The 23807-nt window shown below is 34.5% G+C and carries 23 protein-coding genes; 12 read left to right on the top strand and 11 right to left on the bottom strand.

Annotated elements, in window-relative coordinates:
- Window positions 1-13 precede the first annotated feature (13 nt).
- Window positions 14-2332 carry an ATP-dependent helicase gene (locus tag K8344_RS09165; protein ID WP_237608505.1) on the top strand — a complete coding sequence of 773 codons (2319 nt, stop codon included), beginning with the start codon at window positions 14-16 and terminating at the stop codon, window positions 2330-2332.
- On the opposite strand, the gene K8344_RS09170 is transcribed toward K8344_RS09165, so the two are convergent.
- Complete coding sequence (locus tag K8344_RS09170; protein WP_237608408.1) at window positions 2333-3205, bottom strand: alpha/beta hydrolase; 873 nt, start codon at window positions 3203-3205, stop codon at window positions 2333-2335. It abuts the gene before it with no gap.
- Window positions 3206-3320: 115 nt separating this feature from the next.
- Here K8344_RS09170 and K8344_RS09175 point away from each other — a divergent pair, with 115 nt between their 5' ends.
- Window positions 3321-3938, top strand: a complete 618-nt coding sequence (locus K8344_RS09175; RefSeq protein ID WP_237608409.1) for an L-threonylcarbamoyladenylate synthase — start codon at window positions 3321-3323, stop codon at window positions 3936-3938.
- A 26-nt stretch (window positions 3939-3964) separates the two neighbouring features.
- Here the strand turns inward: K8344_RS09175 and K8344_RS09180 are convergent, their stop codons facing one another.
- The 4 genes from K8344_RS09180 to K8344_RS09195 form a co-directional block, all read right to left on the bottom strand.
- Entirely contained in the window at window positions 3965-4303 is a 339-nt protein-coding gene (locus K8344_RS09180) for a hypothetical protein (RefSeq protein ID WP_237608410.1), read from the bottom strand.
- A gap of 124 nt (window positions 4304-4427) precedes the next feature.
- A complete protein-coding gene (locus K8344_RS09185) occupies window positions 4428-5291 on the bottom strand; it encodes an OmpA/MotB family protein (RefSeq protein ID WP_237608411.1) in 864 nt (287 codons plus the stop codon).
- Between the two features lie 100 nt (window positions 5292-5391).
- Window positions 5392-6384, bottom strand: coding sequence for a glycosyltransferase family 2 protein (locus tag K8344_RS09190; protein WP_237608412.1), 993 nt, complete (start codon window positions 6382-6384; stop codon window positions 5392-5394).
- 36 nt (window positions 6385-6420) lie between these two features.
- Window positions 6421-6864 carry a type I restriction enzyme HsdR N-terminal domain-containing protein gene (locus tag K8344_RS09195; protein ID WP_237608413.1) on the bottom strand — a complete coding sequence of 148 codons (444 nt, stop codon included), beginning with the start codon at window positions 6862-6864 and terminating at the stop codon, window positions 6421-6423.
- A gap of 85 nt (window positions 6865-6949) precedes the next feature.
- Here K8344_RS09195 and holA point away from each other — a divergent pair, with 85 nt between their 5' ends.
- Window positions 6950-7954: a DNA polymerase III subunit delta gene (holA, locus tag K8344_RS09200; RefSeq protein WP_237608414.1), complete on the top strand. Its 1005-nt coding sequence runs from the start codon at window positions 6950-6952 to the stop codon at window positions 7952-7954.
- Window positions 7955-7984: 30 nt separating this feature from the next.
- Here the strand turns inward: holA and K8344_RS09205 are convergent, their stop codons facing one another.
- A complete protein-coding gene (locus tag K8344_RS09205) occupies window positions 7985-8362 on the bottom strand; it encodes a DoxX family protein (protein WP_237608415.1) in 378 nt (125 codons plus the stop codon).
- A gap of 113 nt (window positions 8363-8475) precedes the next feature.
- On the opposite strand from K8344_RS09205, the gene menA reads away from it, so the two are divergent.
- From menA to K8344_RS09230, 5 genes are read left to right on the top strand one after another with little or no spacing between them, the layout of a single operon-like run.
- The gene (gene menA, locus K8344_RS09210; protein ID WP_237608416.1) at window positions 8476-9435 is read left to right on the top strand and encodes a 1,4-dihydroxy-2-naphthoate octaprenyltransferase; all 960 of its coding nucleotides are present in this window, start codon (window positions 8476-8478) and stop codon (window positions 9433-9435) included.
- Between the two features lie 14 nt (window positions 9436-9449).
- On the top strand, window positions 9450-10130 hold the full coding sequence (locus K8344_RS09215; protein ID WP_237608417.1) for a metal-dependent hydrolase: 681 nt from the start codon (window positions 9450-9452) through the stop codon (window positions 10128-10130).
- A 41-nt stretch (window positions 10131-10171) separates the two neighbouring features.
- Window positions 10172-11206, top strand: coding sequence for an o-succinylbenzoate synthase (locus K8344_RS09220; protein ID WP_237608506.1), 1035 nt, complete (start codon window positions 10172-10174; stop codon window positions 11204-11206).
- Between the two features lie 38 nt (window positions 11207-11244).
- A complete protein-coding gene (locus K8344_RS09225) occupies window positions 11245-12216 on the top strand; it encodes a CPBP family intramembrane glutamic endopeptidase (protein ID WP_237608418.1) in 972 nt (323 codons plus the stop codon).
- Entirely contained in the window at window positions 12216-13283 is a 1068-nt protein-coding gene (locus K8344_RS09230) for an AMP-binding protein (RefSeq protein WP_237608419.1), read from the top strand. Before K8344_RS09225 ends, K8344_RS09230 begins: the two co-directional genes overlap by 1 nt.
- Before the next feature lie 24 nt (window positions 13284-13307).
- Here K8344_RS09230 and K8344_RS09235 read toward each other — a convergent pair whose 3' ends face one another.
- The 5 genes from K8344_RS09235 to K8344_RS09255 form a co-directional block, all read right to left on the bottom strand.
- Window positions 13308-14924, bottom strand: coding sequence for an FMN-binding glutamate synthase family protein (locus K8344_RS09235; RefSeq protein WP_237608507.1), 1617 nt, complete (start codon window positions 14922-14924; stop codon window positions 13308-13310).
- A 184-nt stretch (window positions 14925-15108) separates the two neighbouring features.
- Entirely contained in the window at window positions 15109-15600 is a 492-nt protein-coding gene (locus tag K8344_RS09240) for a Dps family protein (protein ID WP_237608420.1), read from the bottom strand.
- 93 nt (window positions 15601-15693) lie between these two features.
- Window positions 15694-16245, bottom strand: a complete 552-nt coding sequence (locus K8344_RS09245; RefSeq protein WP_237608421.1) for a hypothetical protein — start codon at window positions 16243-16245, stop codon at window positions 15694-15696.
- A gap of 26 nt (window positions 16246-16271) precedes the next feature.
- A complete protein-coding gene (locus K8344_RS09250) occupies window positions 16272-18380 on the bottom strand; it encodes a tetratricopeptide repeat-containing sensor histidine kinase (RefSeq protein WP_237608422.1) in 2109 nt (702 codons plus the stop codon).
- A gap of 167 nt (window positions 18381-18547) precedes the next feature.
- Window positions 18548-19228 carry an SIR2 family NAD-dependent protein deacylase gene (locus K8344_RS09255; RefSeq protein ID WP_262913418.1) on the bottom strand — a complete coding sequence of 227 codons (681 nt, stop codon included), beginning with the start codon at window positions 19226-19228 and terminating at the stop codon, window positions 18548-18550.
- Window positions 19229-19446: 218 nt separating this feature from the next.
- Here K8344_RS09255 and K8344_RS09260 point away from each other — a divergent pair, with 218 nt between their 5' ends.
- The 4 genes from K8344_RS09260 (at window position 19447) to K8344_RS09275 (ending at window position 23801) form a co-directional block, all read left to right on the top strand.
- Entirely contained in the window at window positions 19447-20100 is a 654-nt protein-coding gene (locus tag K8344_RS09260; RefSeq protein WP_237608423.1) for a TrmH family RNA methyltransferase, read from the top strand.
- Between the two features lie 53 nt (window positions 20101-20153).
- Window positions 20154-20726, top strand: coding sequence for a non-canonical purine NTP diphosphatase (locus tag K8344_RS09265; protein WP_237608424.1), 573 nt, complete (start codon window positions 20154-20156; stop codon window positions 20724-20726).
- A 238-nt stretch (window positions 20727-20964) separates the two neighbouring features.
- Complete coding sequence (locus K8344_RS09270) at window positions 20965-22758, top strand: DEAD/DEAH box helicase (protein ID WP_237608425.1); 1794 nt, start codon at window positions 20965-20967, stop codon at window positions 22756-22758.
- A gap of 278 nt (window positions 22759-23036) precedes the next feature.
- Complete coding sequence (locus K8344_RS09275; RefSeq protein WP_237608426.1) at window positions 23037-23801, top strand: carboxypeptidase-like regulatory domain-containing protein; 765 nt, start codon at window positions 23037-23039, stop codon at window positions 23799-23801.
- Window positions 23802-23807 lie beyond the last annotated feature (6 nt).

The raw sequence follows: 23807 nt of genomic DNA on the forward strand, positions 1-23807 counted from the left end.
AAAAAGCAAAATTTTGGAAAAGTATTTAGAACAACTTAATGATGCTCAACGTGCGCCAGTGCTGCAAAAAGACGGAGCGATGATTGTAATAGCTGGTGCCGGATCTGGAAAAACTCGAGTGCTTACATTTCGAATTGCGTATTTGATGTCGCAGGGGGTTGATCCTTTCAATATCTTGGCACTTACGTTTACCAATAAGGCCGCTCGCGAGATGAAAGGCCGTATTTCTAGTATTGTTGGGAGTAGTGAAGCTAAAAATCTATGGATGGGAACTTTCCATAGTATATTTGCAAAAATTCTTCGTTTTGAAGCTGATAAACTAGGCTATCCTTCAAACTTCACCATTTATGATACGCAAGACTCACAAAGTGTGATTCGCTCTGTGATTAAAGAAATGAGTTTGGATAAGGATGTCTATAAATACAAACAAGTTTACTCACGCATCTCTTCTTATAAAAATAGTCTGATTACCGTAAAAGCCTATTTCAATAATCCAGAATTAATGGAGGCTGATGCTATGGCTAAAATGCCTCGACTGGGAGATATCTATAAATCTTACGTTGATAAATGCTTTAAAGCAGGAGCAATGGATTTTGACGATTTATTGCTTAAAACAAATGAGCTGTTAACACGTTTTCCAGATGTATTAGCTAAATATCAAAACCGATTCCGCTACATACTTGTAGATGAGTATCAAGATACAAACCACAGCCAGTATTTAATTGTTAGAGCGCTTTCAGATAAATTCCAAAACATTTGCGTAGTTGGGGATGACGCACAGAGTATTTATGCATTCCGCGGCGCGAACATCAATAATATTCTAAATTTCCAGAAAGATTATGACGATGTAAAAGTTTATCGACTAGAGCAAAACTATCGTTCTACAAAAAATATAGTAAACGCTGCCAACAGTGTAATTGAAAAAAACAAAACCCGTCTAGATAAAGAAGTTTGGACAGATAATGTAGAAGGAAATAAAATTCTTGTAAATCGAACGATGACAGATGGTGATGAAGGCCGATTTGTTGCAAGTTCAATTTTCGAAAACAAAATGAACCATCAGTTAAAAGACGGGGATTTTGCAGTTTTATATAGAACCAACGCTCAGAGCCGTGCCATTGAAGATGCTCTGCGTAAAAAAGATATTCCGTATAGAATTTATGGCGGATTGAGTTTCTACCAAAGAAAAGAAATAAAAGATGTTCTGTCGTATTTGAGATTGGTTCTCAACCCAAAGGATGAAGAAGCGCTTAAACGAGTAATCAATTACCCTGCTAGAGGTATTGGAGGAACTACGATGGATCGTTTAATTATAGCTTCAAACCATTACAATCGTTCGATTTTTGAAGTGGTAAAAAACATCGATAAAATTGATTTAAAAATTAATGCTGGAACAAAATCTAAGTTGTTAGACTTTGTTGCTTTAATTGAGAGCTTCCAAGTTTTAAACCATAATTACGATGCATTTACTATTACCGAGCATGTAATTAAAAAAACAGGTTTATACCAAGAATTAAAGAAAGACGGTACACCAGAAGGAATTGCTCGAATTGAAAATATTGAGGAATTGCTAAACGGTATGCGTGATTTTGTGGAGGAGCAAAAAGAAATTGCCGATGCTACAGGTTCGTTATCAGAATTTATGGAAGATGTAGCCCTAGCTACAGATTTAGATAACGACAAAGGCGACGACGATCGAGTAGCACTTATGACCGTGCATTTGGCCAAAGGACTAGAATTTCCTTATGTTTATATCGTAGGGATGGAAGAGGATTTATTTCCTAGCGGAATGAATATGAATTCTCGTAGCGAACTAGAAGAAGAACGACGTTTGTTTTACGTAGCACTTACAAGAGCCGAAAAACAAGCTTATCTTACCTATACACAATCTCGCTATCGATGGGGGAAATTAATTGATGCAGAACCCAGTCGATTTATTGAAGAAATTGATGAAAACTATTTGGAATACTTAACTCCAATCACAGAAAATCGATACAAACCGTTATTAAATGCAGATATTTTTGATGAGGTAGATCATAGTAAACTTCGACTTAAAAAGCCTACTGCAGGTAAACCACCTACAGGCCCTACAGAAGAACAACTACGAAAATTGCGCAGGCTAAAGCCTGTTACAAGTGATACAAATAAAAATTTTAGCGCGGAAGATGCAAATCTAAGTATTGGAACTATGGTGGAGCACGTTCGTTTTGGAAAAGGGAAAATCTTAAAAATTGAAGGTGTTGGTGCCGATACTAAAGCCGAAATAAACTTTGATAATGGAGGTCTTAAAAAACTACTTTTACGTTTTGCCAAGCTAAAGGTTTTAGATTAATTATTCTGAAACCTTGAGGTTAATATTTATGTAGCTGCTTATTTGATCAATCATATTTTCAATGTCACGTTGCGCCCAATTGCCATGGCCACCATCATAGACAGTAAAGTTGTGGTCTATTTCTGCCAGGTTTAATGCAGTGTTTAAGGTTTCACCGTTTGATAAGGGTACAACTGTGTCTGTATTTCCATAAAATAATAGGGTAGGACTCGAGGCGTTAGAAACCTGTAAGGCTGGACTAAGTATCTCTGAATAATTTGTTTCAGGAGGGTATGCAGTTTCATCTACTAGTGCAGCCAATAGAAAGGGGAAGTTCGGATTTGAACTGTAAAATTCATCTGTAAAATCTGTTGGTCCTACGATATCGGCAATCATCTTTACTTGGTTATCTGTGTCATAGATATAATCATACATCAACGAGATATGTGCTCCTGCACTAGCACCAATAAGTGCAAATTCAGGTAAGATTTGTAATGTTTCCTGTTCTGATGTTAGTTTATTTATTACTTCATCAATGTTTAAAAACTGATTTGGAAACGCAGGAGTGTTGCTATCAGCCAACACATAATTAATATTTGCTATGGCGTGATTTGGATGTCGCTGCTTTATCTGCGGAATCAAGAAATCCATATCTGTTTTATCTCCTTCAACCCAGCCGCCACCGTGAACCAGAACAATTACTTTTGTTTTATCGTCCGAACGATTTGCTGGAAGATAAAGATCGTATTTTTGTTGTATATGGTTACCATAAGAAACATTTAGTAAAACTTGTTCATCCTGTGATAGTTCTAGGCTGTTGTCATTGTCTTTAGAACAGGAAACAACTACTAGTAGCAGTAAAGAAAACAGTATAAAGAAAAAGTTCTTTTTCATAAAATTCAGTTTGTTGTTTTCTATAACGTAATTATTATATCTTTATGTTAAGTCAACACTCGATTAGTTGTTATTTCTTTAAAATTGGATTATATTTAAATTAAAAAACCGCACTATGGCTGAATTCATTAAAATTTACGAAGAGAATCCGAATCCTAAGGAAATTAAACGCGTTGTAAAAATTCTTCGCGATGGTGGTGTTATTATATATCCTAGTGATACTGTTTACGCGCTTGGTTGCGATATAAAAAATAACCGAGCGATGGAAAGGGTGGCTCAACTTAGGGGGGTGAAACTTGAAAAGGCTAATTTTTCATTCGTATGTGAGGATTTGAGTAATCTTAGTGATTACGTAAAACAGATTGATACTGCTACATTTAAGTTGCTTAAGAGAAATTTACCTGGTCCTTATACCTTCATTTTACCTGGTAATAACAATCTTCCTACAGTGTTTAAAAAGAAAAAGGAAGTAGGAATTCGCGTGCCAGATAACGCTATAACTCAGGCGATAGTTCATGAACTCGGTAACCCTATTATATCTACATCTATAAAAGATGAGGATGAGGTGATCGAATACACAACCGATCCTGAACTTATATTAGAGAAGTGGGGTAACTTAGTTGATTTAGTTATTGATGGCGGTTATGGCGGTAATATTGCGTCTACAGTGATAGATCTAACTGGTGACGAGCCTGAAGTTATTCGTGAAGGAAAGGGTAGTCTTGAACTTTAAAAAAAATATCTTTCCTAAAACATTTGTTATTTTTGTAACAACTGCTTTAACCCGCGATAAATATTTTGTTCTAATATATCCATTTCACCGTCTACTAAAAATAATTGTTTAATACTTCTAAAGGCTTCATCAATTTCCTCTTTTGAATAATTGAAACGTTCAATGGTAGCATGAATCTTTTGAATTTGCTGATAATCGTTATCATTTTCAAATTCTTTGCGAATTTTTTCAAACTTTTTATCTCCTACTCTAGATTTTATATATTCCTTTTCTTCTTTAGTAACACTAAAATCTGCATGAGCACAGTAGAGTAGTATATACCCTTTAAGCTCTTCATGAGTCCAAGTTGTGGTGAAATCTTCCATAGCATTTCTCTTTAAATAATTAGCACTATACAAGATACAAAATATCGAGGAGGATTTCCAATTATAAAAAAATAAAAAACCCAGCCTGTTATAGCTGGGTTTGATTTTAAAGGTTTTAGAAAGATTAACTTCCAGAAGCCTCAAGATTTTTCATTTCTTTTTCAATCATATCGTAGAATTGATCGATTTTAGGAAGTACTAAAATTCGAGTACGTCTGTTTGTAGCTCTGTTTTCAGCTGTGGTATTAGGAACTAAAGGCACATACTCTGAACGTCCTGCAGCAACTAATCGTCCTGGTTCAACTCCAAGCTTTTGAAGCTCTCTAACAATTGCCGTAGCACGCTTCACACTCAAATCCCAATTGTCTAATAATTCACCTCTTCTTCTATAAGGAACATTGTCTGTATGTCCTTCAACCATAGCTTCAAAATTAGGCTTGCCGTTGATTACTTTTGCAACTTTACCTAAAATCTCAGTGGCTCTAGATGAAATTTGGTAGCTTCCGCTTTTAAAGATCACCTTGTCTGATAGGGAAATATAAACCACCCCTTTTTCAACATTTACTTCAATGTCTGGGTCGTTAATACCAACTTCTTTTTTAAGACTTGTAACTAGTGCAAGTGTTACACTATCTTTCTTGTTAAGTGCATCTTGAAGACGGCTAATTTTAAGATCTTTTTCTTTTAAGCTCTCTAAAGACTTTTCAAGATTGGTAGCTCCTTTTGAAGTTAACATTGTAAGCTCCTTTGAACTTTGGATAAGATCGGCATTAGTTTGCCTCATGTCAGCCAATCTTTCTTCAAGTTGTTTTGCACGAGCATTTAAAGCTGCTCTTTCAGCAAGACAGTCATTAAGTTTAACTGTTGCAGTATTTAAAAGATCTTGTGTATTTTTTTGTTTTGCTTCAAGTTCAGAGTACTTCTTTTTTGAAACACAAGAAGTGAATGCTAAACCTGAACACATTGCTAAAATCAATAGTTTCTTCATAGTTTGTAAATATTATGTTTAGATTGTTGTTTTAAAATTTAACCAAGAACAAAAATATTAAAATAGCGGTCTAGGAAGAAACGATTAACAATACTTTAGGTTAATGTTTCTCGAAATTTCGTCTATTTTTTATAAAGTATTGATAAACAATGGATTTTGTTTCGAAATATTTAAAATTTGAAGCATATTCTCTACGTTTTTTAATAAATTTAGGAAGTAAGCCATAAAAACTGAAGTGGGCTTTTACAATTGCAATACAATGTTTGGGTTGTCCTTTTAATAAAAATTGTATACCTGCAACACCATCTAATATAAACCGCACTAAAATTGTAAAAATAACTTCTGTGCCTTTTACATTCTTTAACAAGTTTAAAAGTGAATTTCGGAAGTTATAAAAGGTTTTTTTAGGATTTACAGCATCCAATGTTGCACCACCTACGTGATATACTTTTGAGGCTCCTATGTACACTACCTTCCCGCCTTTAGAATTTAAACGCCAGCAAAGATCAATTTCTTCTTGATGTGCAAAGTAATCCTCATCTAGACCTCCTGCATTCCAAAAAGCAGCAGACCTAACAAAAAGACAGGCTCCCGAAGCCCAAAAAATTGTGGTAGTATCATTGAATTGACCATTATCTTTTTCTAACGTATTGAAAATACGTCCGCGACAATACGGATATGCATACTTATCTACAAAGCCTCCGGCAGCACCAGCATATTCAAAGTACGCCTTATTTTTAAAGTCTAAAATTTTAGGTTGCGCAGCAACAATTAAAGAATTGCTTTCAAATTGCGAAACGATAGGTTGTAACCAATTCGCCGTAACTTCCACATCACTGTTAAGAAGAACGAAAATATCTTCTGAAAGTGTTTTTAAAGCATCGTTATAGCCTTTAGCATAACCACCATTTATACAGTTCTGAATAATTTTAACCGTGGGAAAATTTTCGGAGACGTATTTAACCGAGTTGTCTGTAGAGGCATTGTCTGCTACATAAATCGTCGCTTCCTTTGAAAATGCTACAACTGATGGAAGAAATTTTTGTAATAATTCCTTTCCATTCCAATTTAAGATGACTACGGCTACTTTCACGTTGTAAAGATAGATTTTTAGGGCGTTTTTATAAATTTATTTGTAGTTCGGAATGTCTTTAAGAAAGACATAGCGTTCGTTTTCATAATCCATTTGGCAGTAGTAATGTTCTAACCCATTGGTAACCATTAAAAAACTCGCGTTTAAGGCTAGATTGTACCTAGCAATTTGATCAAAAGTGATTTGAGTTATTGGTATTGAAGGCGCCTTACATTCTACAATAAGAAATATGCTCCCGTCATTGTTAAAAACTACAATATCATAACGCTTGGTTGTTTTGTTCAGTTTTAATTGCTTTTCAACATTTATAAGACTTTTTGGATAGTTTTTTTGGTGCAAAAGAAATTGAACTACGTGTAAACGCACCCATTCTTCGGGAGTGAGAACCACGAATTTTTTTCTAATTTCATCAAAAACCAATGTTTTATTTTCGCTACTTTTGAAGCGGAAGGAATACTGTGGAAAATTCAATTTTTGCATTTGCAAAGATTCAAAAATTAAAATTCAAATTTCAAAATTAGATTTCTTCTATTTAATATCTTCAAACGTTAATCGTAATCGTCCAATGCCACTCGACAAAGTAAAGTCCATTATAACTGATATAAAAAACGGAAAAACAAAACCTATCTATTTTTTGATGGGAGAAGAGCCGTATTATATTGATGGGATAGCGAAATATATAGAAGAGCATGTTTTATCTGAAACGGAGAAAGGGTTCAACCAAATGGTGCTTTATGGTCGAGATGTTTCTGTTGATGAAATAATCAGCAATGCCAAACGCTTTCCGATGATGGCAGAAAAACAAGTTATTATCGTTAAAGAAGCGCAAGACCTATTTCGCACAATTGAAAACCTTGTGCCTTACGCCGAAAATCCACAACCAACTACTATATTAGTATTTTGCTATAAATATAAAACCTTAGATAAGCGTAAAAAGCTCGCAAAAACCATCGCAAAAACCGGAGTTATTTTTGAAAGCAAAAAACTTTACGACAATCAAGTTCCAGATTGGATTAAGCGAGTTTTAGCGGGAAAAGGGTATACCATTACTCCCAAAGCAGCCCAAATGCTTGTCGAATTTCTTGGGAACGACTTAAGCAAAGTAAATAATGAATTAGAAAAACTTCAGTTGATTCTAAAACCTGGAGAACAGATTACACCTCAAATAATTGAAGCAAATATTGGAATAAGTAAGGACTTCAATAATTTCGAACTTCAAAATGCAATAGGATCTAAAGATATAAAGAAGGCATTTGCAATAATTCAATACTTCTCGCAAAACCCGAAAAACAATCCGCTGGTGATGACTATTGCATTACTGTATAGCTTTTTCTCAAAATTATTGAAATACCACGCGCTTTCAAACAAAGGTGAAGCAGCCAAAGTATTAGGAGTACATCCGTTTTTTGTAAAAGATTATCAAACAGCAGCAGCAAATTACCCAATGAAAAAGGTGAGTGCAATTATTGCGGCCGTTCGTGAAGTTGATATGAAAAGCAAAGGGGTAGGTGCAGCAAACGTCCCACAAGGCGACTTGCTGAAAGAATTATTGGTAAAGATTTTCAACTAACGCTTATCGTTCAATTCTAAATAGAACATCTTATTTCTTATCTATAGAAAACTTTCCTGGACCTAGTAAAGCAATTGCAATAAATCCAATTAAAAATAAGATAGCTTTTTCTTTTACTGCAAAAGGGTCATTTGCGTGTACCACAAAAGCGGCAACCGCCATTGTAATAATTACGGGAATTGAAGATAGACGAGTTTTAAATCCAATAATAATTAGAATTGGGAATATTACTTCGCTAAGTACAGCTAAAATTAAAGAAGCTGGTTCTCCCACACCAATAGGGTCTCTAAAAGTTAAATCTCCAGCAAGTAGTTTCTGCAACTTTGGTAATCCGTGAGTAAGCATCAAACCACCAAAACCTAAGCGTAACAGAAGTAATGCAATATGGTTAAAACTAGATTTGTTCATTCGTTTTTGATTTTACAAATGCGAATATAATTAATTGAATCTAGAATGCACTAATTCAAAAAATTGGAGCAGCACTTTTTTAAATGTATTTTTGCGAGCCAAATAAACAGTGAATGAAAAAAATTAAGGCTTGGTTTGCTGCCGCTAGATTACGTACCCTTCCACTTTCTGTATCGGGAATTATCATTGGAGCAACTGCTGGAATAATTCAAAGAAATCATATATTACAGTCTCAAGCCGTCCTCGATTTTGAAGGGGTAGAACACTTAACTCACTCAACTGTATTAAGTTCACCTATTTTTTGGCTAGCGATTATGGTGACAGTTGGCTTTCAAGTTCTTTCCAATTTTGCAAACGATTATGGCGATGGTGTTCGCGGAACTGATGCTAAAAGAGAAGGCGAAAAACGAATGGTTGCTTCGGGAATTATTACACCAAAGCAAATGAAAATTGGAATGTTTGTGGTGGGAGCATTTACTTTTTTATTAGCGACGTTCTTAATTTTCTTAGCCTTTGGAAATGAAAATTTTATAATTTCCTTTATATTTTTTAACCTCACAATTGCATCTATTATAGCAGCAGTAAAATATACAGTTGGTAAAAAAGCTTATGGCTACTCGGGCTTAGGAGATATTTTTGTATTTCTGTTCTTCGGATTATTAAGTGTATTGGGTAGTTACTTTTTGTTTACACATAGTTTAAAATGGGAATTACTTTTGCCAGCCATAGCAGTAGGTTGTTTTAGCACTGCAGTGTTAAATTTGAATAATATGCGCGATATTGATAACGATGCCGCTGCTGGTAAAAACACTTTAGTAGTAAAGCTTGGGATAGACAAAGCCAAAAGATATCACGCCTTTTTATTGATTTTTGGAATTGCTTGTGCTATTCTTTATACTGCATTGAATTATCGAGAAGCATTGCAATTTGTTTATGCTATTGCTTTCATCCCTTTTTTATTAAACATGAAAACCGTGTTTACTAACAAAACTCCAAGGTTGTTAGACGCCGAATTAAAGAAGGTTGCTCTAGGCACTTTTTTGTTTGCTGTCTTGTTTAGTATATTTATGTAGAAAAAACACATATTATGAAAATTACCTATTACGGGCATAATTCCTTAGCCCTTGAAATTAAAGGCCAACACATTTTAGTAGATCCATTTATATCTGGAAACGAACTTGCAAAAGATAAAGTAGACGTTGATTCCTTAAAGGCAGATTACATTTTACTTACTCACGCACATCAGGACCACATCCTCGATGCTGCAAATATTGCTAGAAGAACGGGGGCAATAATTGTAAGTAATTTTGAAATTGCAACATATTACGAAAAAAAGGGGATCGAGGTTCATCCTATGAATCATGGCGGTAGCTGGAAATTCGATTTTGGAAATGTAAAATACGTTACAGCAATACACACAAGTTCTTTTCCTGATGGCAGCTATGGTGGACAACCTGGCGGATTCGTTATTGAGGGCGAACATAAAAATATTTACATAGCAGGTGATACAGCCTTAACTATGGATATGAAATTGATTCCTCTGCGAACCAAATTAGACTTAGCAATTCTACCTATAGGAGATAATTTTACAATGGGAATAGACGATGCTATTATTGCTAGTGATTTTGTTCAATGCGATAAGGTTCTAGGTGTTCATTACGATACATTTGGCTATATAGAAATAGACCACGAGGAGGCAAAGCGTAAGTTTTATGATGCTAATAAAGATTTAATGTTATTCGAGATCGGGGAGTCAATTGATTTATAATTCTAACTTTTCCCTAAGCATAGGCAAAGGGTTGTTTAATGATTAAAGCACATTTTAAAAAACATATTCTAAACTTTAAACGCCCGAGTGGAACCTCTCGAGGCGTTTTAAATACTAAAGAAACTTTTTTCATTATCCTTAAAACTGAAGACAGTTTTGGAGTAGGAGAGTGTGGTATTTTAAGAGGTTTAAGTATTGACGACCGCCCAGATTATGAAGCGAAACTTCAATGGGTATGCGATAATATTAATTATGGCAAAGATAAGCTCTACAAAGCTTTAACAGAGTTTCCATCTATTCAGTTTGGGGTTGAAGCCGCATTTCAATCTTTAAACTCCAAAAACCCTTTTGAAATCTATCCGTCAGCATTTACGCGTGGAGAAGAAGCTATTCCTATAAATGGTTTGGTTTGGATGGGGGACAAAAACTTTATGAAAGAGCAAATTTCAGAAAAGTTAACGCAAGGCTTCACTTGCATCAAAATGAAAATTGGAGCTATCGACTTTAAAACTGAAATAGAACTTTTAAAATCTATTAGAAAAGAGTTTTCACCTCAAGAAGTTGAACTTAGGGTAGATGCAAATGGTGCATTTTCACCTAGGGAAGCTTTAGAAAAGCTGAAGGTATTATCAGATTTAGAATTACATTCTATCGAACAACCAATCAAACAAGGACAATGGCAAGATATGGCCCGTCTTTGTGAAGATACTCCGCTTTCTATTGCTTTAGATGAAGAATTAATAGGTGTATTTTTAGAAGAAGAGAAACAGAAGCTTTTTTACACTATAAAACCGCAATACATTATCCTTAAACCTTCATTAATTGGTGGGATTCAGGGAAGTGATACTTGGATTAGCTATGCTGAAAAATACAATGCAGGTTGGTGGATAACCTCAGCTTTAGAAAGTAATTTAGGATTAAATGCAATTTCACAGTACACTTTTACAAAAAACAGTAAATTGCCTCAAGGTCTAGGTACAGGTAGTTTGTATACAAATAACATAGACAGCCCTCTTAACGTAGCAGATGGAGCTTTACATTACGATGCAGAAGCAAAATGGAATTTCAAGTTTTAACAATCAAATCACTTTCATAATAAACAAACCCTTATAAAATGTATATAAAACAAGCTTTTAATTTTCTTCACGACTGGTGGCGTTATTTAGTAGGATTTCTAATTATTTTCATAGCAAGTCAGTTAGGTTCAATTCCATTTTTGATTGCTGTAATGTTGAAGGTAATGACCGAAGGTGGGGATATAGAATCGGTACAAGATCCTGGTGTTTTGATGACGGTTTTAGATTCGAACTTAACCTTTTTCTTGATGTTGTTAAGTTTTGCTGTAGGCTTGGCGGCAATTGTTTTGGTGGTGAAATACCTACATAAACAACCTTTTGTAACCTTAACAACTTCGCGTAAAAAAACCGATTGGGGAAGAGTTTTCTTTGGGTTTGGGCTAATTACCATAACGACTTTGGTAGTTACCTTGTTGGATTACAACAGCAATCCTGAGGATTATGTGCTTCAATTTGAATTGGTGCCATTCTTAATTTTAGCATTAATAGCAGTGGTAATGATACCTTTACAAACAAGTTTTGAAGAGTATCTTTTTCGAGGTTATTTAATGCAGGGAATCGGTGTGATTGTTAAAAATAAATGGATTCCATTGGTTGTAACATCTGTAATATTTGGAGCCCTTCATTTAGCAAACCCAGAGGTTGACAAACTAGGGAATGTGATAATGATATATTATATCGGGACAGGGTTTTTCCTAGGGATTATGACTTTAATGGATGAAGGAATGGAGCTTGCTCTCGGATTTCACGCAGGTAACAATTTAATTACAGCACTGCTAGTAACTGCAGATTGGACGGTATTTCAAACAAATTCAATTTTTAAAGATGTTTCCGATCCTTCTGCCGGTTTTGATGTAGTTGCCCCGGTATTGATTATCTACCCAATTTTCCTGCTTTTAATGGCATGGCGATATAAATGGACAGATTGGAGTGGAAAACTATTTGGTAGAGTTGAAGAGCCAATAGTTGTAATTGAGGAAAATGAAACTAATTCAACTTTTATAGATTAGTGAAACGATTGCTACATCCAAGTTTTAGACTAAATGGAGATGCTTTTTCTACTGAAGCGGTTTTGAAGAAGCAGGCCGAATATTTACTCAATAGCAAGGAAGAATACGAAATAGCAATTGGAAGTTTCATTTTAGAATGGCTAGATGAAAAGGATTTTATAACTGTTAAAACTTCTGGATCTACAGGTACTCCGAAAGAGATTAAACTTCAGAAAGAACATGTTTTTAACAGTGCTACTGCCACTGTAAATTACTTCGATTTAAAAGAAAACTGTAAAGCGTTATTATGTCTTCCGGCAGCATATATTGCAGGAAAAATGATGCTTGTCCGTGGAATGATTGCAGGTTGGAATTTATATACCAGAGCCCCTGTTAAGAGCCCATTGGAAAATTTAGAAATAGACTTCGATTTTACAGCTATGGTGCCTTATCAGGTTTTTCATTCGTTGGAAGATTTGGATAAGGTGAAAAAATTAATCATAGGTGGGGGAGCAGTTTCAGTAGAATTAGAAAAAGAATTACAACTTCAAAATACACTTGCTTTTTCGACGTATGGGATGACAGAAACTATTAGTCATATTGCAATTCGAGCTTTAAACGGAAATTTTAAGTCTAAGACTTTTAATGCGCTTCCTACAGTAAAGTTTTCTCAGACTTCGGAAGGGTGTTTACAAATATCAGCTCCTAAAATTTCAGAAGAAGTTGTAGTAACCAATGATGTAGTTAAGTTACTATCTCCAACATCATTTATATTCCTAGGAAGAATAGATAATGTTATAAATTCGGGAGGCGTTAAAGTTCATCCTGAAGAAGTTGAAGAAAAATTATCAGTGCATATAGACATCCCGTTTTTTATCGCTTCAGAAAAGGATGAGGCATTAGGGGAGCGAGTAATTATGATTGTTGAAGCAAAAAACACTTTAGAGCTTAAGGACTTTTCAGGAGCTTTTACATCGCTTTCAGCATACGAAAAGCCTAAAAGGGTTTACACCGTTCCACAATTTATTTATACCGAAACTTCAAAAATTAAGAGACTCGAGGTTTTACAGACTCTAAACAAGGATTAAGCTAATCAAGACTCTTCATTATTTCTAGTAGCGAACTTTATTGTGTTTCTTCATCTTTTTAACTTCTTTTTTAGCTTCTTTTTCGTGAAAATTCCCTCCTAGATATGGGCAATGTGCCAGCGCTTTCATGCTTTCAAAAGGCACCGGTACCTTGTGATACATAAACGATTGAGCTAGGGTTTTAATAAGGTTTTTATCTCCAACGGTAAGATCTACATCATCCATTGTAAATTGTGCAGGATGCTCATATCCACATGCGTGAGTCATTTCTAAAAGTTCTTTTCTAAAGTTTTTAAAATAGAAATGCGCTCTCACCGATTTATCTTCAATATTTATTCCGCGTTGTAACCACTTATTCTGTGTTGCAACCCCTGTAGGGCATGTATTGGTGTGGCATAACTGTGCTTGAATACATCCAACGCTCATCATAGCCTCACGAGCAACATTTATCAGATCTGCACCCATCGAGAATGCCATAGCAGCCTTTGCTGGAAAACCTAGTTTACCGCTGCCAATAAAAACTACTCTATCACATAAGTCGTGTTTTTTAAAAATCTTATAAACTTCAGCAAAACCAAAGAGCCAAGGAAGCGAAACGTGGTCTGCAAAACTTGGAGGGGCCGCACCCGTTCCACCTTCACCACCATCAATTGTAATAAAATCTGGACCTTTACCTGTTTCCTTCATTATTTTTGCCAACTCTTCCCATTCGTTTAATCTACCAACAGCCGATTTAATTCCAACAGGTAAGCCAGTTTCTTGGGCAATATTTTCAACAAAATCAACTAAGCCTTTTACACCTTTAAAAGCTGAATGAGTAGGAGGAGACAAAACATCTTTTCCAATAGGCACGTGTCTAATTTCAGCAAGTTCTTCTGTGATTTTAGCCCCTGGAAGAACCCCACCTTTCCCTGGTTTTGCACCCTGAGAAAGTTTTACTTCTATAGCTCGAACCTGTGGATTTTCATTTACCATTTTAACCATTTTCTCCATCGAGAAATTGCCATCATCATCTCGAACTCCAAAATAACCTGTTCCGAAGTGAAACACTACATCGGCACCGGTTTTGTGATATGGCGACAATCCACCTTCACCTGTATTGTGATACGCATAGGATAGCGCACAACCTCTATTTAAAGATTCTACAGCACGTGCGGATAAAGAACCAAAACTCATAGCAGAAACATTAATTATAGATGTTGGTCGGTAAGGCCTTCGGCGCTTATTATAAGCTCCCATAACTTTAGCACAAGGTAAAAAATAAGGATTTTTATAATTAGGATTGTCATTTTCAACCTTGTAAGGCAGCAAAGAATTATTTATAAAAATATAATTCGGTTCAAATATATCACGGTCTGTACCAAAACCTTCGTAGTTATTTTGATTTTTTGCCGAAGCATAAATCCAACCTCTTTCAATTCTATTAAATGGAAGTTCTTCTCTGTTGTTGGCAACTATATATTGCCTTAATTCAGGACCAATACTTTCGAGCATGTATCGAATATGACCAACTATAGGAAAGTTGTGACTGATAGTATGACGTTTATTAAAGAAAACATCACGTATGGCAATTATTAATAAAACTATAAGTATCCAAGCCCACCAAGGGATGTTAGACAAAAACTCTAATATTCCATTCATCATTTTTGCGTATTAAATTTCAGATTTACAAAAGAAAGTTAATTAATTTTAAAACATAAAGGTATCAAATTTAAATATTGATTTAATAAAGTTATTAAGCATATTTATATGAATCTAATAAAAAAACCGTGTTAGAAATATTCTTTTTCTAACACGGTTGCTAAACTTATAACTTAAGTACTTATTAAGCTTCTGGATGGTTATCGGTTGCTTTCATCAACCAAGCATCTAGCATCCAGCTAATTTTTTCGATGTGGCCTATAAAACCTCCTACCATATCAATTGTTCCTTCATCATCGGCGCTACTTGCTTTATCTACTACTTTACGCATTTGCTTTAAAAGCTTCCCGTGATCATCAAGCAGAATCTTTATCATCTCAACATCCTTGGTGTTTTCTGAAGATTCTTCAAGATTACTCATTTTTATATAATCGGAAAGATTACTTGTAGGTTGATATCTCAAGGTTAAAATTCTTTCTGCAATTTCATCAACTTTTAACTTAGCATCGTCATACATTTCTTCAAACTTTACGTGAAGTTCGAAAAAATTACTTCCAACGATATTCCAATGGAAATTGCGTAGTTTTTGATAATATAAATGATAGTCTGCTAAAAGAACATTAAGTTCTTTTGCAATTGTTGCAGTTTTCTTTTTATCTAGATTTAAATAGCTCATATTTTATTGTTTTAAGGTTTCCTCAAAAATAAGAAACTATTAAGCTGAAATCAATGTTTTAGAGGGGTTTAGCTTTATTTTAACGCTAACAATCTATGTGATTTCTTTTAAAACCTTTCTAGCTCGTGCTTTATACCCTGCGCTTTTATCTGGGATGTTTTTTATTAAAATTTGTTTCAATTCCTCATGTATCCAATTGCTTTCCTTTCCTAATAAACTGAGACACGTCATGGCAGGTACTTGACAAGCTACTTTCTGTTCTGTAATGAGCCAATTAAAACAGCATTCAATCATTATTTTTTGCTCATCAATGTTTAAAGAAATAGAAGAATGATTTAAATAGTGCTCCCTACAGAGTATCTCACATATTTTTGCACTCGCTCTTAAGGCAGAACTGTTTGTTATTTTGGGTAACTCTTTAAAAAATATATTTTGATACTCACTGAAAAGGCTTAATTCTCTTTCACATATAATTTCTAGTACGTAAGCCGTCTTAACCAAAAGCGAATTATTAGAAGAAAAGTATGTATTAAGCGTTTGTGGTAAATAATTGGGGTTTTTAATTAACCAATCTGCAATTTCTTCTCTCTTATTTCGACTAGTGTCAATTTCTGATAGTTTAAGCTTTAAAATATTTGAAAGCACGAGCGGATTTATTTAAACCTTAAGTCTTAAGCATGACTTACAGACATTTTACTTGGATGATTTCTGAAATAATCCATAGTGTTGTAAAGTTCTAGGATGATACGTGTACCCAAAGGTTTTCCTTCGTCATCCTTCTTATCGATAATCTTATAATTAATTTTTCCTTCATTTGTTTTATTGTATAGTTCGATACGCTCTTTAATTATTCCCATCCCCATGCTGTTATGACTTTTAATGGTATTAATTTTATTTTTATTATCTCTTCCAGCGCCATTATCATCAATAATAATTTGTGTTTGGTTTTCATCGATTTCTATATGAATGCTTAATAGTTTCTTTTTGCGTGGACTGGCTAAAAGGCCATGCCAAATAGCATTTTCTAGGAACGGCTGAATTAATAATGGCGGAATTAAGACATCTTCAAGGTCTGGGTTTTCAATGCCCGAAATAACATATTTAAAGTCATTTGAGAACCTGTTTTCTTCGAGCTTAAGATAGTTCTCGGCCAACTCTAATTCTTCTTGAAGGGAGATAACTTGCTGTTTTGATGTTTCAAGTACCATTCTTGTATAATGACTGAATATTCCTAAGTATTCAATTGCTTTACAGTTCTGTTCACTTTGAATTAGATAGGTAATAGCGTTAAGGCTGTTGAATATGAAATGAGGGTTAATTTGAAGTCTAGTTACAAGAATTTCTGCTTGTGCTAAGTTTCGTTCGTAAATAGTAACCATTTTTTCTTTTTCCGCTTGATTTAAACGCTCATTAGCTGTTTTCCTTATTCGGTAATTTCTATACTGCATGAGAAAGATAATTAAAATAGCACCTAATGCAACCGCTAAAAGAATGGTGATAACTTGCCTTCTTTTAAGTTCATCTTTCTGAGTATTCAAAAGTACTTGCTGTAAAGCTTTATCCTTTTCTAAAAACTGAATGTGACTTTCCTTTTTTTCTAAATTGTACTCTTGGGTAAGTGCTTCAATTTTTACGTTTTGTTCATTTATATTTATACTATCCTTATATACTTGAGAGAGTTTAAAGTTTGATAATGCCGATTTATAATCTCCTTTTTGTTCAGAAACTTCAGAGAGCTTTAAAACATTTGTGCTTATCATCCCTAAGGCATTTAAGCTTTTAGAGATTTGTAAGGATTCTTTGTAGTAGTCTTCAGCGCGATTTAATTCACCCTTCTTTAAATAAGTGTTCCCTAAATGGGTAAGAATTTCTGCTTGTCTGTGGATGTTTTTAAGAGACTTGTACCCATCGGCTGAAGTTTGAAAATAAGTTACAGCCTTATCTAAATCCTTCCCTTCTTTTAACTTAGAAATCCCCATATATTCATAAGTAATGGCTATTCCAAATTCATCATTTCTATCTTGATTTAATTTTAAAAGTTTTTTTAAATATTCATTAGCAGTCTTAAAATCACCTTTCACGATATAATAATCACTAATTGAAAGATAGTTCATGGCAACTCCTAAATCATTGCCTATTTCTTGTTGTGCTTTTAAAGACCGTTCAAAATATGGTAAAGCTTCATTTTCTCGTCCAGGTATATTGCTCAATGTATTGCCAATTCCGTTAGTAGAAATAGCTATGTTTTTTAAGTTACCTACATCTTCGGCAATTTTTAAAGCTTGCATATAATAGAGAAATGCAGTGTCATTTTTGTGATTGTAACGCCCAGCAACACCTGCATTATTCCCCATTATCATTTTGAAAATTGGGTCTACATCTTTATCTTTTATTAACTCAAAAGCTCTAGTGTGAAGGGATAACGCTTGATCGTAACGTTGATGATAACGGTACAACAACCCAAGATTGTCTAAAGCTCTAGCGTATAAAACCGTATCGTTTATGCGCAATGCTCGGTCTACTGCTTCTTTAGCATGAAAGTATTCCGACTCTAGGTCGTGTTGCATTTTATGAATTCCCTTGGCTAAATTAATTTCCGACAAAACTTTTAAAGAATCATTGGTTTCATTTTCAAAAGCTTTTTTTAAACTATCAATACGTGAATTGGATTGTCCAAATATTTCATTGGAAGTGCATAGTAATACTAAGGCTAACAGAGAATATGTTATGCTTTTTATATTACATACCATGAGGAGTGGGGAAAATATATTTTGTTTCAAGGGGTGTAGATTTATATTCTGAAATTTGTGAAAATAGAATAATTCTGAGGTATGTTTTATTGAATATTTAGGGGGTTTAAGCTGTAAAGTTAGAATGTTTGAATTATGTTGAAAAATACAAAAAAAATGTTTTAACATCTATTAAAACAGTAAATCTTATTATGAAATTACGACATACCTGCAAGGATCTCTACAACTTTAGGAACACCTGTAGAGGCTTTTTCGGCATAAACTGTGATTTTTTTATTTGGATTTATTGAAGGATTGGGGTCTATAAAATAAACTTGAGCATCAGGTTTGGCATATTGTATTAAGCCTGCAGCGGGATATACTTGCATAGAAGTTCCCACAATAATTATAGCATCGGCATCTTCAATAATTTCAGCAGCAACTTCAATCATAGGGACCATTTCGCCAAACCAAACGATATGTGGTCGAAGTTGGTGGTTGTTTTCACAACAATCACCTATATTTAAGTCATCTTTCCATTCTAAAATTAAAGTTTCATCCACAGTGCTTCTCGCTTTAAGAAGTTCGCCGTGTAGATGTATAACATCAGTACTTCCGGCCCGTTCGTGAAGATCGTCTACATTTTGAGTGATAATTGTTACATCGTGATATTTTTCAAGCTCTGCCAACGCAATATAGGCACTGTTAGGTGTTACAGTTTGCAGTTGCCTTCTACGTTGATTGTAAAAATCGAGTACTAAGGCTGGATTACGCTTAAATCCTTCGGGTGAGGCTACTTCCATTATATCGTGATTTTCCCATAATCCATTGCCATCTCTAAAAGTTTTTATACCACTTTCTGCACTAACTCCAGCTCCTGATAATACCGCAATCTTCATAATTTTTGACCGTCTAACGGGATGTTTTATTAATTGAAATCTTTCCTAAGTTATTTAAAAATATGAATATAAGAAACCATCAATAAAACAAATACTTTTATCTTCGCAAATTTAAAATTGAATTTGAAATCTAAGTTTAAAAAGTTGATTTTAATTCATAAACCTATAAACTCAAAACTCATTAGCTTTTCAAATCGATTAATGGGTGAAATCGAAGTATGGATTTAGAACTTTTAGAATACCTTCAAACTTACCTTACAGAAAATAGAAAAGAGCGCTTTCAGGAAGTGCTATCAGAACGTACTCGCCACTTTACGGTAGTTACCGAAGATGTATATCAACTTCACAATACCAGTGCCGTAATGCGTACTTGCGATGTTTTTGGTATTCAAGATTTACACGTTGTAGAGGAAAGAGTGAGTAAGCGCATAGATAAAGAAATTGCTATGGGGGCCCAAAAGTGGGTTTCGTTTAAGAGGCATAATGCAATAAAAAATTGTATTAGTGAGTTAAAAGGCTCTGGATATCAAATAATTGCAACAACACCACATAAATCATCAATGCTGTTACATGATTTTGATGTGTCTAAGAAAAGTGCTTTTTTCTTTGGAAAAGAAAGTGATGGTTTAAGTGATACAGTGATGCAAGCAGCCGATGGCTTCTTAAAAATACCAATGTACGGGTTTACTGAAAGCTTAAATATTTCAGTTTCTGCTGCAATTATTTTACAAAGTGTGGTTTCAAAACTGAAGCAAAGTAATATTAGTTGGCAACTTTCAGAAGAAGAAAAACGTGAAATAGAACTTGAATGGGCTAAAAAAACTATTAAGTCTTCTGATGAAATTATTGAGCGTTATAAAAACGCTAAATAAGGAACTCTAAATCCCAAATATCGTAAATCAGAAATCGTAATTCCATAATTAATATGAAACTTGTATTCGCTACTCACAATAAAAATAAATTTACCGAGGTTAAGGCACTTCTGCCGCATCATATCGAATTATTAAGCTTAGATGATATTGGTTGTAATGAAAATATTGAAGAAACTGCCGACACCATCGAAGGAAATGCTATTTTAAAAGCTAATTACGTTCGGGATAATTATAATCTAGATTGTTTTGCAGATGATACCGGATTAGAGGTGAAATCGTTAAATAACGAGCCAGGGGTATATAGTGCTAGATACGCTGGGCAGGATAATAACTCTAAAGCCAATATTGAAAAGCTTCTGAATAATTTAGCAGAAAAAAATGACAGAAGTGCAAGATTTAAAACTGCAATAGCTCTTTCAATGAATCACTCAGAAGTATTATTTTTAGGCATTTGTGAAGGTAAAATTATAGAAGAATTGCGTGGGGATTCAGGGTTTGGTTACGATCCCGTTTTTCAACCTGATGGCTATGATAAAACATTTGCCGAAATGACACTTCAACAAAAAGGTGAAATAGGCCATAGAGGAAAAGCAATGCGTCAATTAATTGATTATCTGACTGAATAAGTGGCAATTTGGTAAGGCGATAGATAGTGATTTTTGTGATAAATATTAAATATATCCCAATATATATTGTTAGTTAAAAAGTAAACACTACTTTTGCGGCCTTGAAAAATCATAGCGTAAGGCTTTTGATGATCAAGAATCCTCAGGGTGAGGAGTGCTATAGTGAAGCTGTCCGTTTTTATTTTATATGTCCAGTCGCTTCTCGTTAGCACGCATATAAAAATTTATTTTACAAAAAATGACAGCATTTAAAGCACTCGGCTTAGAAGAGAATCTTCTAAAGGCCATCGCAGACTTGGGTTTTGAAACCCCCTCAGAAGTTCAAGAAAAAGCAATTCCAATTTTATTAGACCGCGAAACCGATATGGTTTCTTTGGCACAAACAGGAACAGGTAAAACCGCAGCTTTCGGTTTTCCCATGTTGCAAAAAATAGACGTAAACAGTCGCACTACCCAAGGACTTATCCTTTCACCTACACGTGAATTGTGTTTACAGATTACAAATGAAATGGTGGCGTACGGCAAGTATATGCCAGGTTTAAACGTTACTGCTATTTATGGTGGTGCAAGTATTACCGAACAAGCTCGCCAAATTAAAAGAGGCTCGCAAATTATTGTAGCTACTCCAGGTCGTATGAAAGATATGATTGGCCGTGGCTTAATTGATATTTCTAAAATTGAATATTGCGTTCTCGATGAAGCAGACGAAATGCTTAACATGGGCTTTTTTGAAGATATCACCGAAATTCTTTCGCATTCTCCTAAAGACAAGAGTACATGGTTGTTTAGTGCTACAATGCCTAAAGAAGTATCTACAATTGCCAAAAAGTTTATGCATACTCCAGTGGAAATCACTGTAGGAGCAAAGAATGTTGGTTCAGATCAAGTAACTCACGAATATTACCTAGTTAACGCAAGAGATCGTTACAACGCATTAAAACGTTTGGCAGATGCTAATCCGGAAATTTTTTCTGTAATATTCTGTAGAACAAAACGCGATACTCAAAAAGTAGCTGAACAACTTATAGAAGATGGATATAACGCAGCTGCAATTCACGGAGATCTAAGTCAAAGTCAACGCGATACAGTAATGAAATCATTCAGGAATCGTCAAATTCAAATGCTTGTTGCAACAGATGTAGCTGCACGTGGAATTGATGTTGATGATATTACACACGTTATAAACTATCAACTTCCAGATGAAACTGAAGTGTACACTCACCGTAGTGGTCGTACCGGGCGTGCTGGTAAAACAGGAGTTTCAATAGTTATTGTTTCTAAAAGTGAAGTTAGAAAGATAAGATCTATTGAAAAGATAATTCAAAAGAAATTTATTGCTAAGGAAATCCCTTCGGGAATGGAAATTTGTGAAGTACAAATGTTTCACTTAGCAAATACGATAAAAAACACTGAGATAAATCCTGAGATTAACGCTTACCTTCCAAATATAAACGAAGTATTAGCAGATTTTTCAAAAGAAGATTTAATCAAGAAAGTATTTTCAGTAGAGTTTACTCGTTTCTTAAATTACTACAAGAACAGTAAAGATTTAAATATCTCTGGTGGAGATCGTAACTTTTCTGAAGATGGCGGAGATAGCACTCGTTATTTCTTAAATGTTGGTGGAAAAGATGATTTCGATTGGATGAGCTTGAAAGACTTCCTTCGTGATTTATTAAATCTTGGTAAAGACGATGTTTACAAAGTTGATGTAAAAGATAGCTTCTCATTCTTTAATACCGATACAAAGCATCAGGAAATGGTGATGAGTGTATTCAAAGATTTTAAACTCGATGGAAGACAAATAAACGTTGAGATTTCTAAAGACACAGGTCGAAGTGGAAGTGGTCGTAGTCGCGGAAGGAAAAGAAGCGATAGAGGCAATCGTAATGATGGTGGAAGAAGAGGTGGCTTTAAAAAGCGCAGTGGTAGTTCAGGTAGTGATAAATCAGCCTTTAAAGGAAAGAGTAGAAGAAGTAACGAACGTCCAAACGTAAAAGGGACTGGCGGTAGACGTAGAAGAAATGCTTAATTAATTCATCATACTGATTTATTAAAATTTAGCGACGTCTTATCGACTATATAATTATATTTACGGGCCTTTTATAAGGGCCCGTTTTTTATTTATTTAAAATGCGCTTTTGGCATAGAGCGTGTACTAATTAATTAGGAGGTTTACCATCCCTAAGGTTAGCTTCTTAAAAATGTTACTTTTAATTATAATGTTTACTATACTAGGGTTCGAATAAACTATAATTTGTCTTAGTTTGTTAATTGTTATTTTTGAATAAGACGAATGCAATTTTTACTATGAAAAAAAATCTCTTACTAATTCTTCTCCTTTTTGTTTCAATTTTATCATTCTCCCAGGAATTACACGATATAAAAGGAGTTGTAATGAACGATGCTAACGATAAAATTTTAGAAAATGTAAACATCGTAAACCTTAATCAGGTAAAAGGAACTACTACTAACGACAAAGGAGAGTTTGCATTAAAAGCAGCAGTAAACGACACTTTATATTTTTCATATCTAGGATTTAAATCGCTTCGTGTACGTGTTACCAATGATTGGCTTAGATTTGGAGACATTAAAGTAAAAATGACTGAACTGGGTATTGCGTTAGAAGAAGTAGTTGTAAAGCCAGTTCAGCTTACGGGTTATGTAGAAATTGACGCTAAATTAATACCTGTTTATGATAATTACCGTTATAGAATTTCAGGATTGAGCACGGGTTATGAAGGAGGTAGTAATCAACCAGGCGCTGTAAGCAAAGTTCTAAGCTCTATTTTTAATCCTGCCGACTTTCTCTATAATGTATTTGGAAAACGGCCACAACAGATGCGGAAAATGCGCAAGATGAAAGAGGATGATGAAATAAGAAACCTACTTCAAAGTAAGTTCGATCGTGAAACCTTAATGGCTGTACTTCAGTTAGAACGTGTTGATATTGATGAGATATTAAACAAATGTAATTACTCTAAAGATTTTATTAGAACAGCAAATGACCTTCAAATTTTAGATGCAATAAGTGGTTGTTATGAAGAGTATAAAATATTGAATAGGGATAAGTAGTGTTGA

The sequence above is a fragment of the Aequorivita xiaoshiensis genome (assembly GCF_022008395.1).
Lineage (GTDB): Bacteria > Bacteroidota > Bacteroidia > Flavobacteriales > Flavobacteriaceae > Aequorivita > Aequorivita xiaoshiensis.

Excerpts from the sequence above, each read along its gene's own strand:
- K8344_RS09170 (WP_237608408.1), bottom strand. The coding sequence starts at position 3,205 with ATGAAAAAGAACTTTTTCTTTATACTGTTTTCTTTACTGCTACTAGTA.
- K8344_RS09175 (WP_237608409.1), top strand. The coding sequence starts at position 3,321 with ATGGCTGAATTCATTAAAATTTACGAAGAGAATCCGAATCCTAAGGAA.
- K8344_RS09180 (WP_237608410.1), bottom strand. The coding sequence starts at position 4,303 with ATGGAAGATTTCACCACAACTTGGACTCATGAAGAGCTTAAAGGGTAT.
- K8344_RS09185 (WP_237608411.1), bottom strand. The coding sequence starts at position 5,291 with ATGAAGAAACTATTGATTTTAGCAATGTGTTCAGGTTTAGCATTCACT.
- K8344_RS09195 (WP_237608413.1), bottom strand. The coding sequence starts at position 6,864 with ATGCAAAAATTGAATTTTCCACAGTATTCCTTCCGCTTCAAAAGTAGC.
- holA (WP_237608414.1), top strand. The coding sequence starts at position 6,950 with ATGCCACTCGACAAAGTAAAGTCCATTATAACTGATATAAAAAACGGA.
- K8344_RS09205 (WP_237608415.1), bottom strand. The coding sequence starts at position 8,362 with ATGAACAAATCTAGTTTTAACCATATTGCATTACTTCTGTTACGCTTA.
- menA (WP_237608416.1), top strand. The coding sequence starts at position 8,476 with ATGAAAAAAATTAAGGCTTGGTTTGCTGCCGCTAGATTACGTACCCTT.
- K8344_RS09215 (WP_237608417.1), top strand. The coding sequence starts at position 9,450 with ATGAAAATTACCTATTACGGGCATAATTCCTTAGCCCTTGAAATTAAA.
- K8344_RS09225 (WP_237608418.1), top strand. The coding sequence starts at position 11,245 with ATGTATATAAAACAAGCTTTTAATTTTCTTCACGACTGGTGGCGTTAT.
- K8344_RS09235 (WP_237608507.1), bottom strand. The coding sequence starts at position 14,924 with ATGAATGGAATATTAGAGTTTTTGTCTAACATCCCTTGGTGGGCTTGG.
- K8344_RS09240 (WP_237608420.1), bottom strand. The coding sequence starts at position 15,600 with ATGAGCTATTTAAATCTAGATAAAAAGAAAACTGCAACAATTGCAAAA.
- K8344_RS09255 (WP_262913418.1), bottom strand. The coding sequence starts at position 19,228 with ATGAAGATTGCGGTATTATCAGGAGCTGGAGTTAGTGCAGAAAGTGGT.
- K8344_RS09260 (WP_237608423.1), top strand. The coding sequence starts at position 19,447 with ATGGATTTAGAACTTTTAGAATACCTTCAAACTTACCTTACAGAAAAT.
- K8344_RS09265 (WP_237608424.1), top strand. The coding sequence starts at position 20,154 with ATGAAACTTGTATTCGCTACTCACAATAAAAATAAATTTACCGAGGTT.
- K8344_RS09270 (WP_237608425.1), top strand. The coding sequence starts at position 20,965 with ATGACAGCATTTAAAGCACTCGGCTTAGAAGAGAATCTTCTAAAGGCC.
- K8344_RS09275 (WP_237608426.1), top strand. The coding sequence starts at position 23,037 with ATGAAAAAAAATCTCTTACTAATTCTTCTCCTTTTTGTTTCAATTTTA.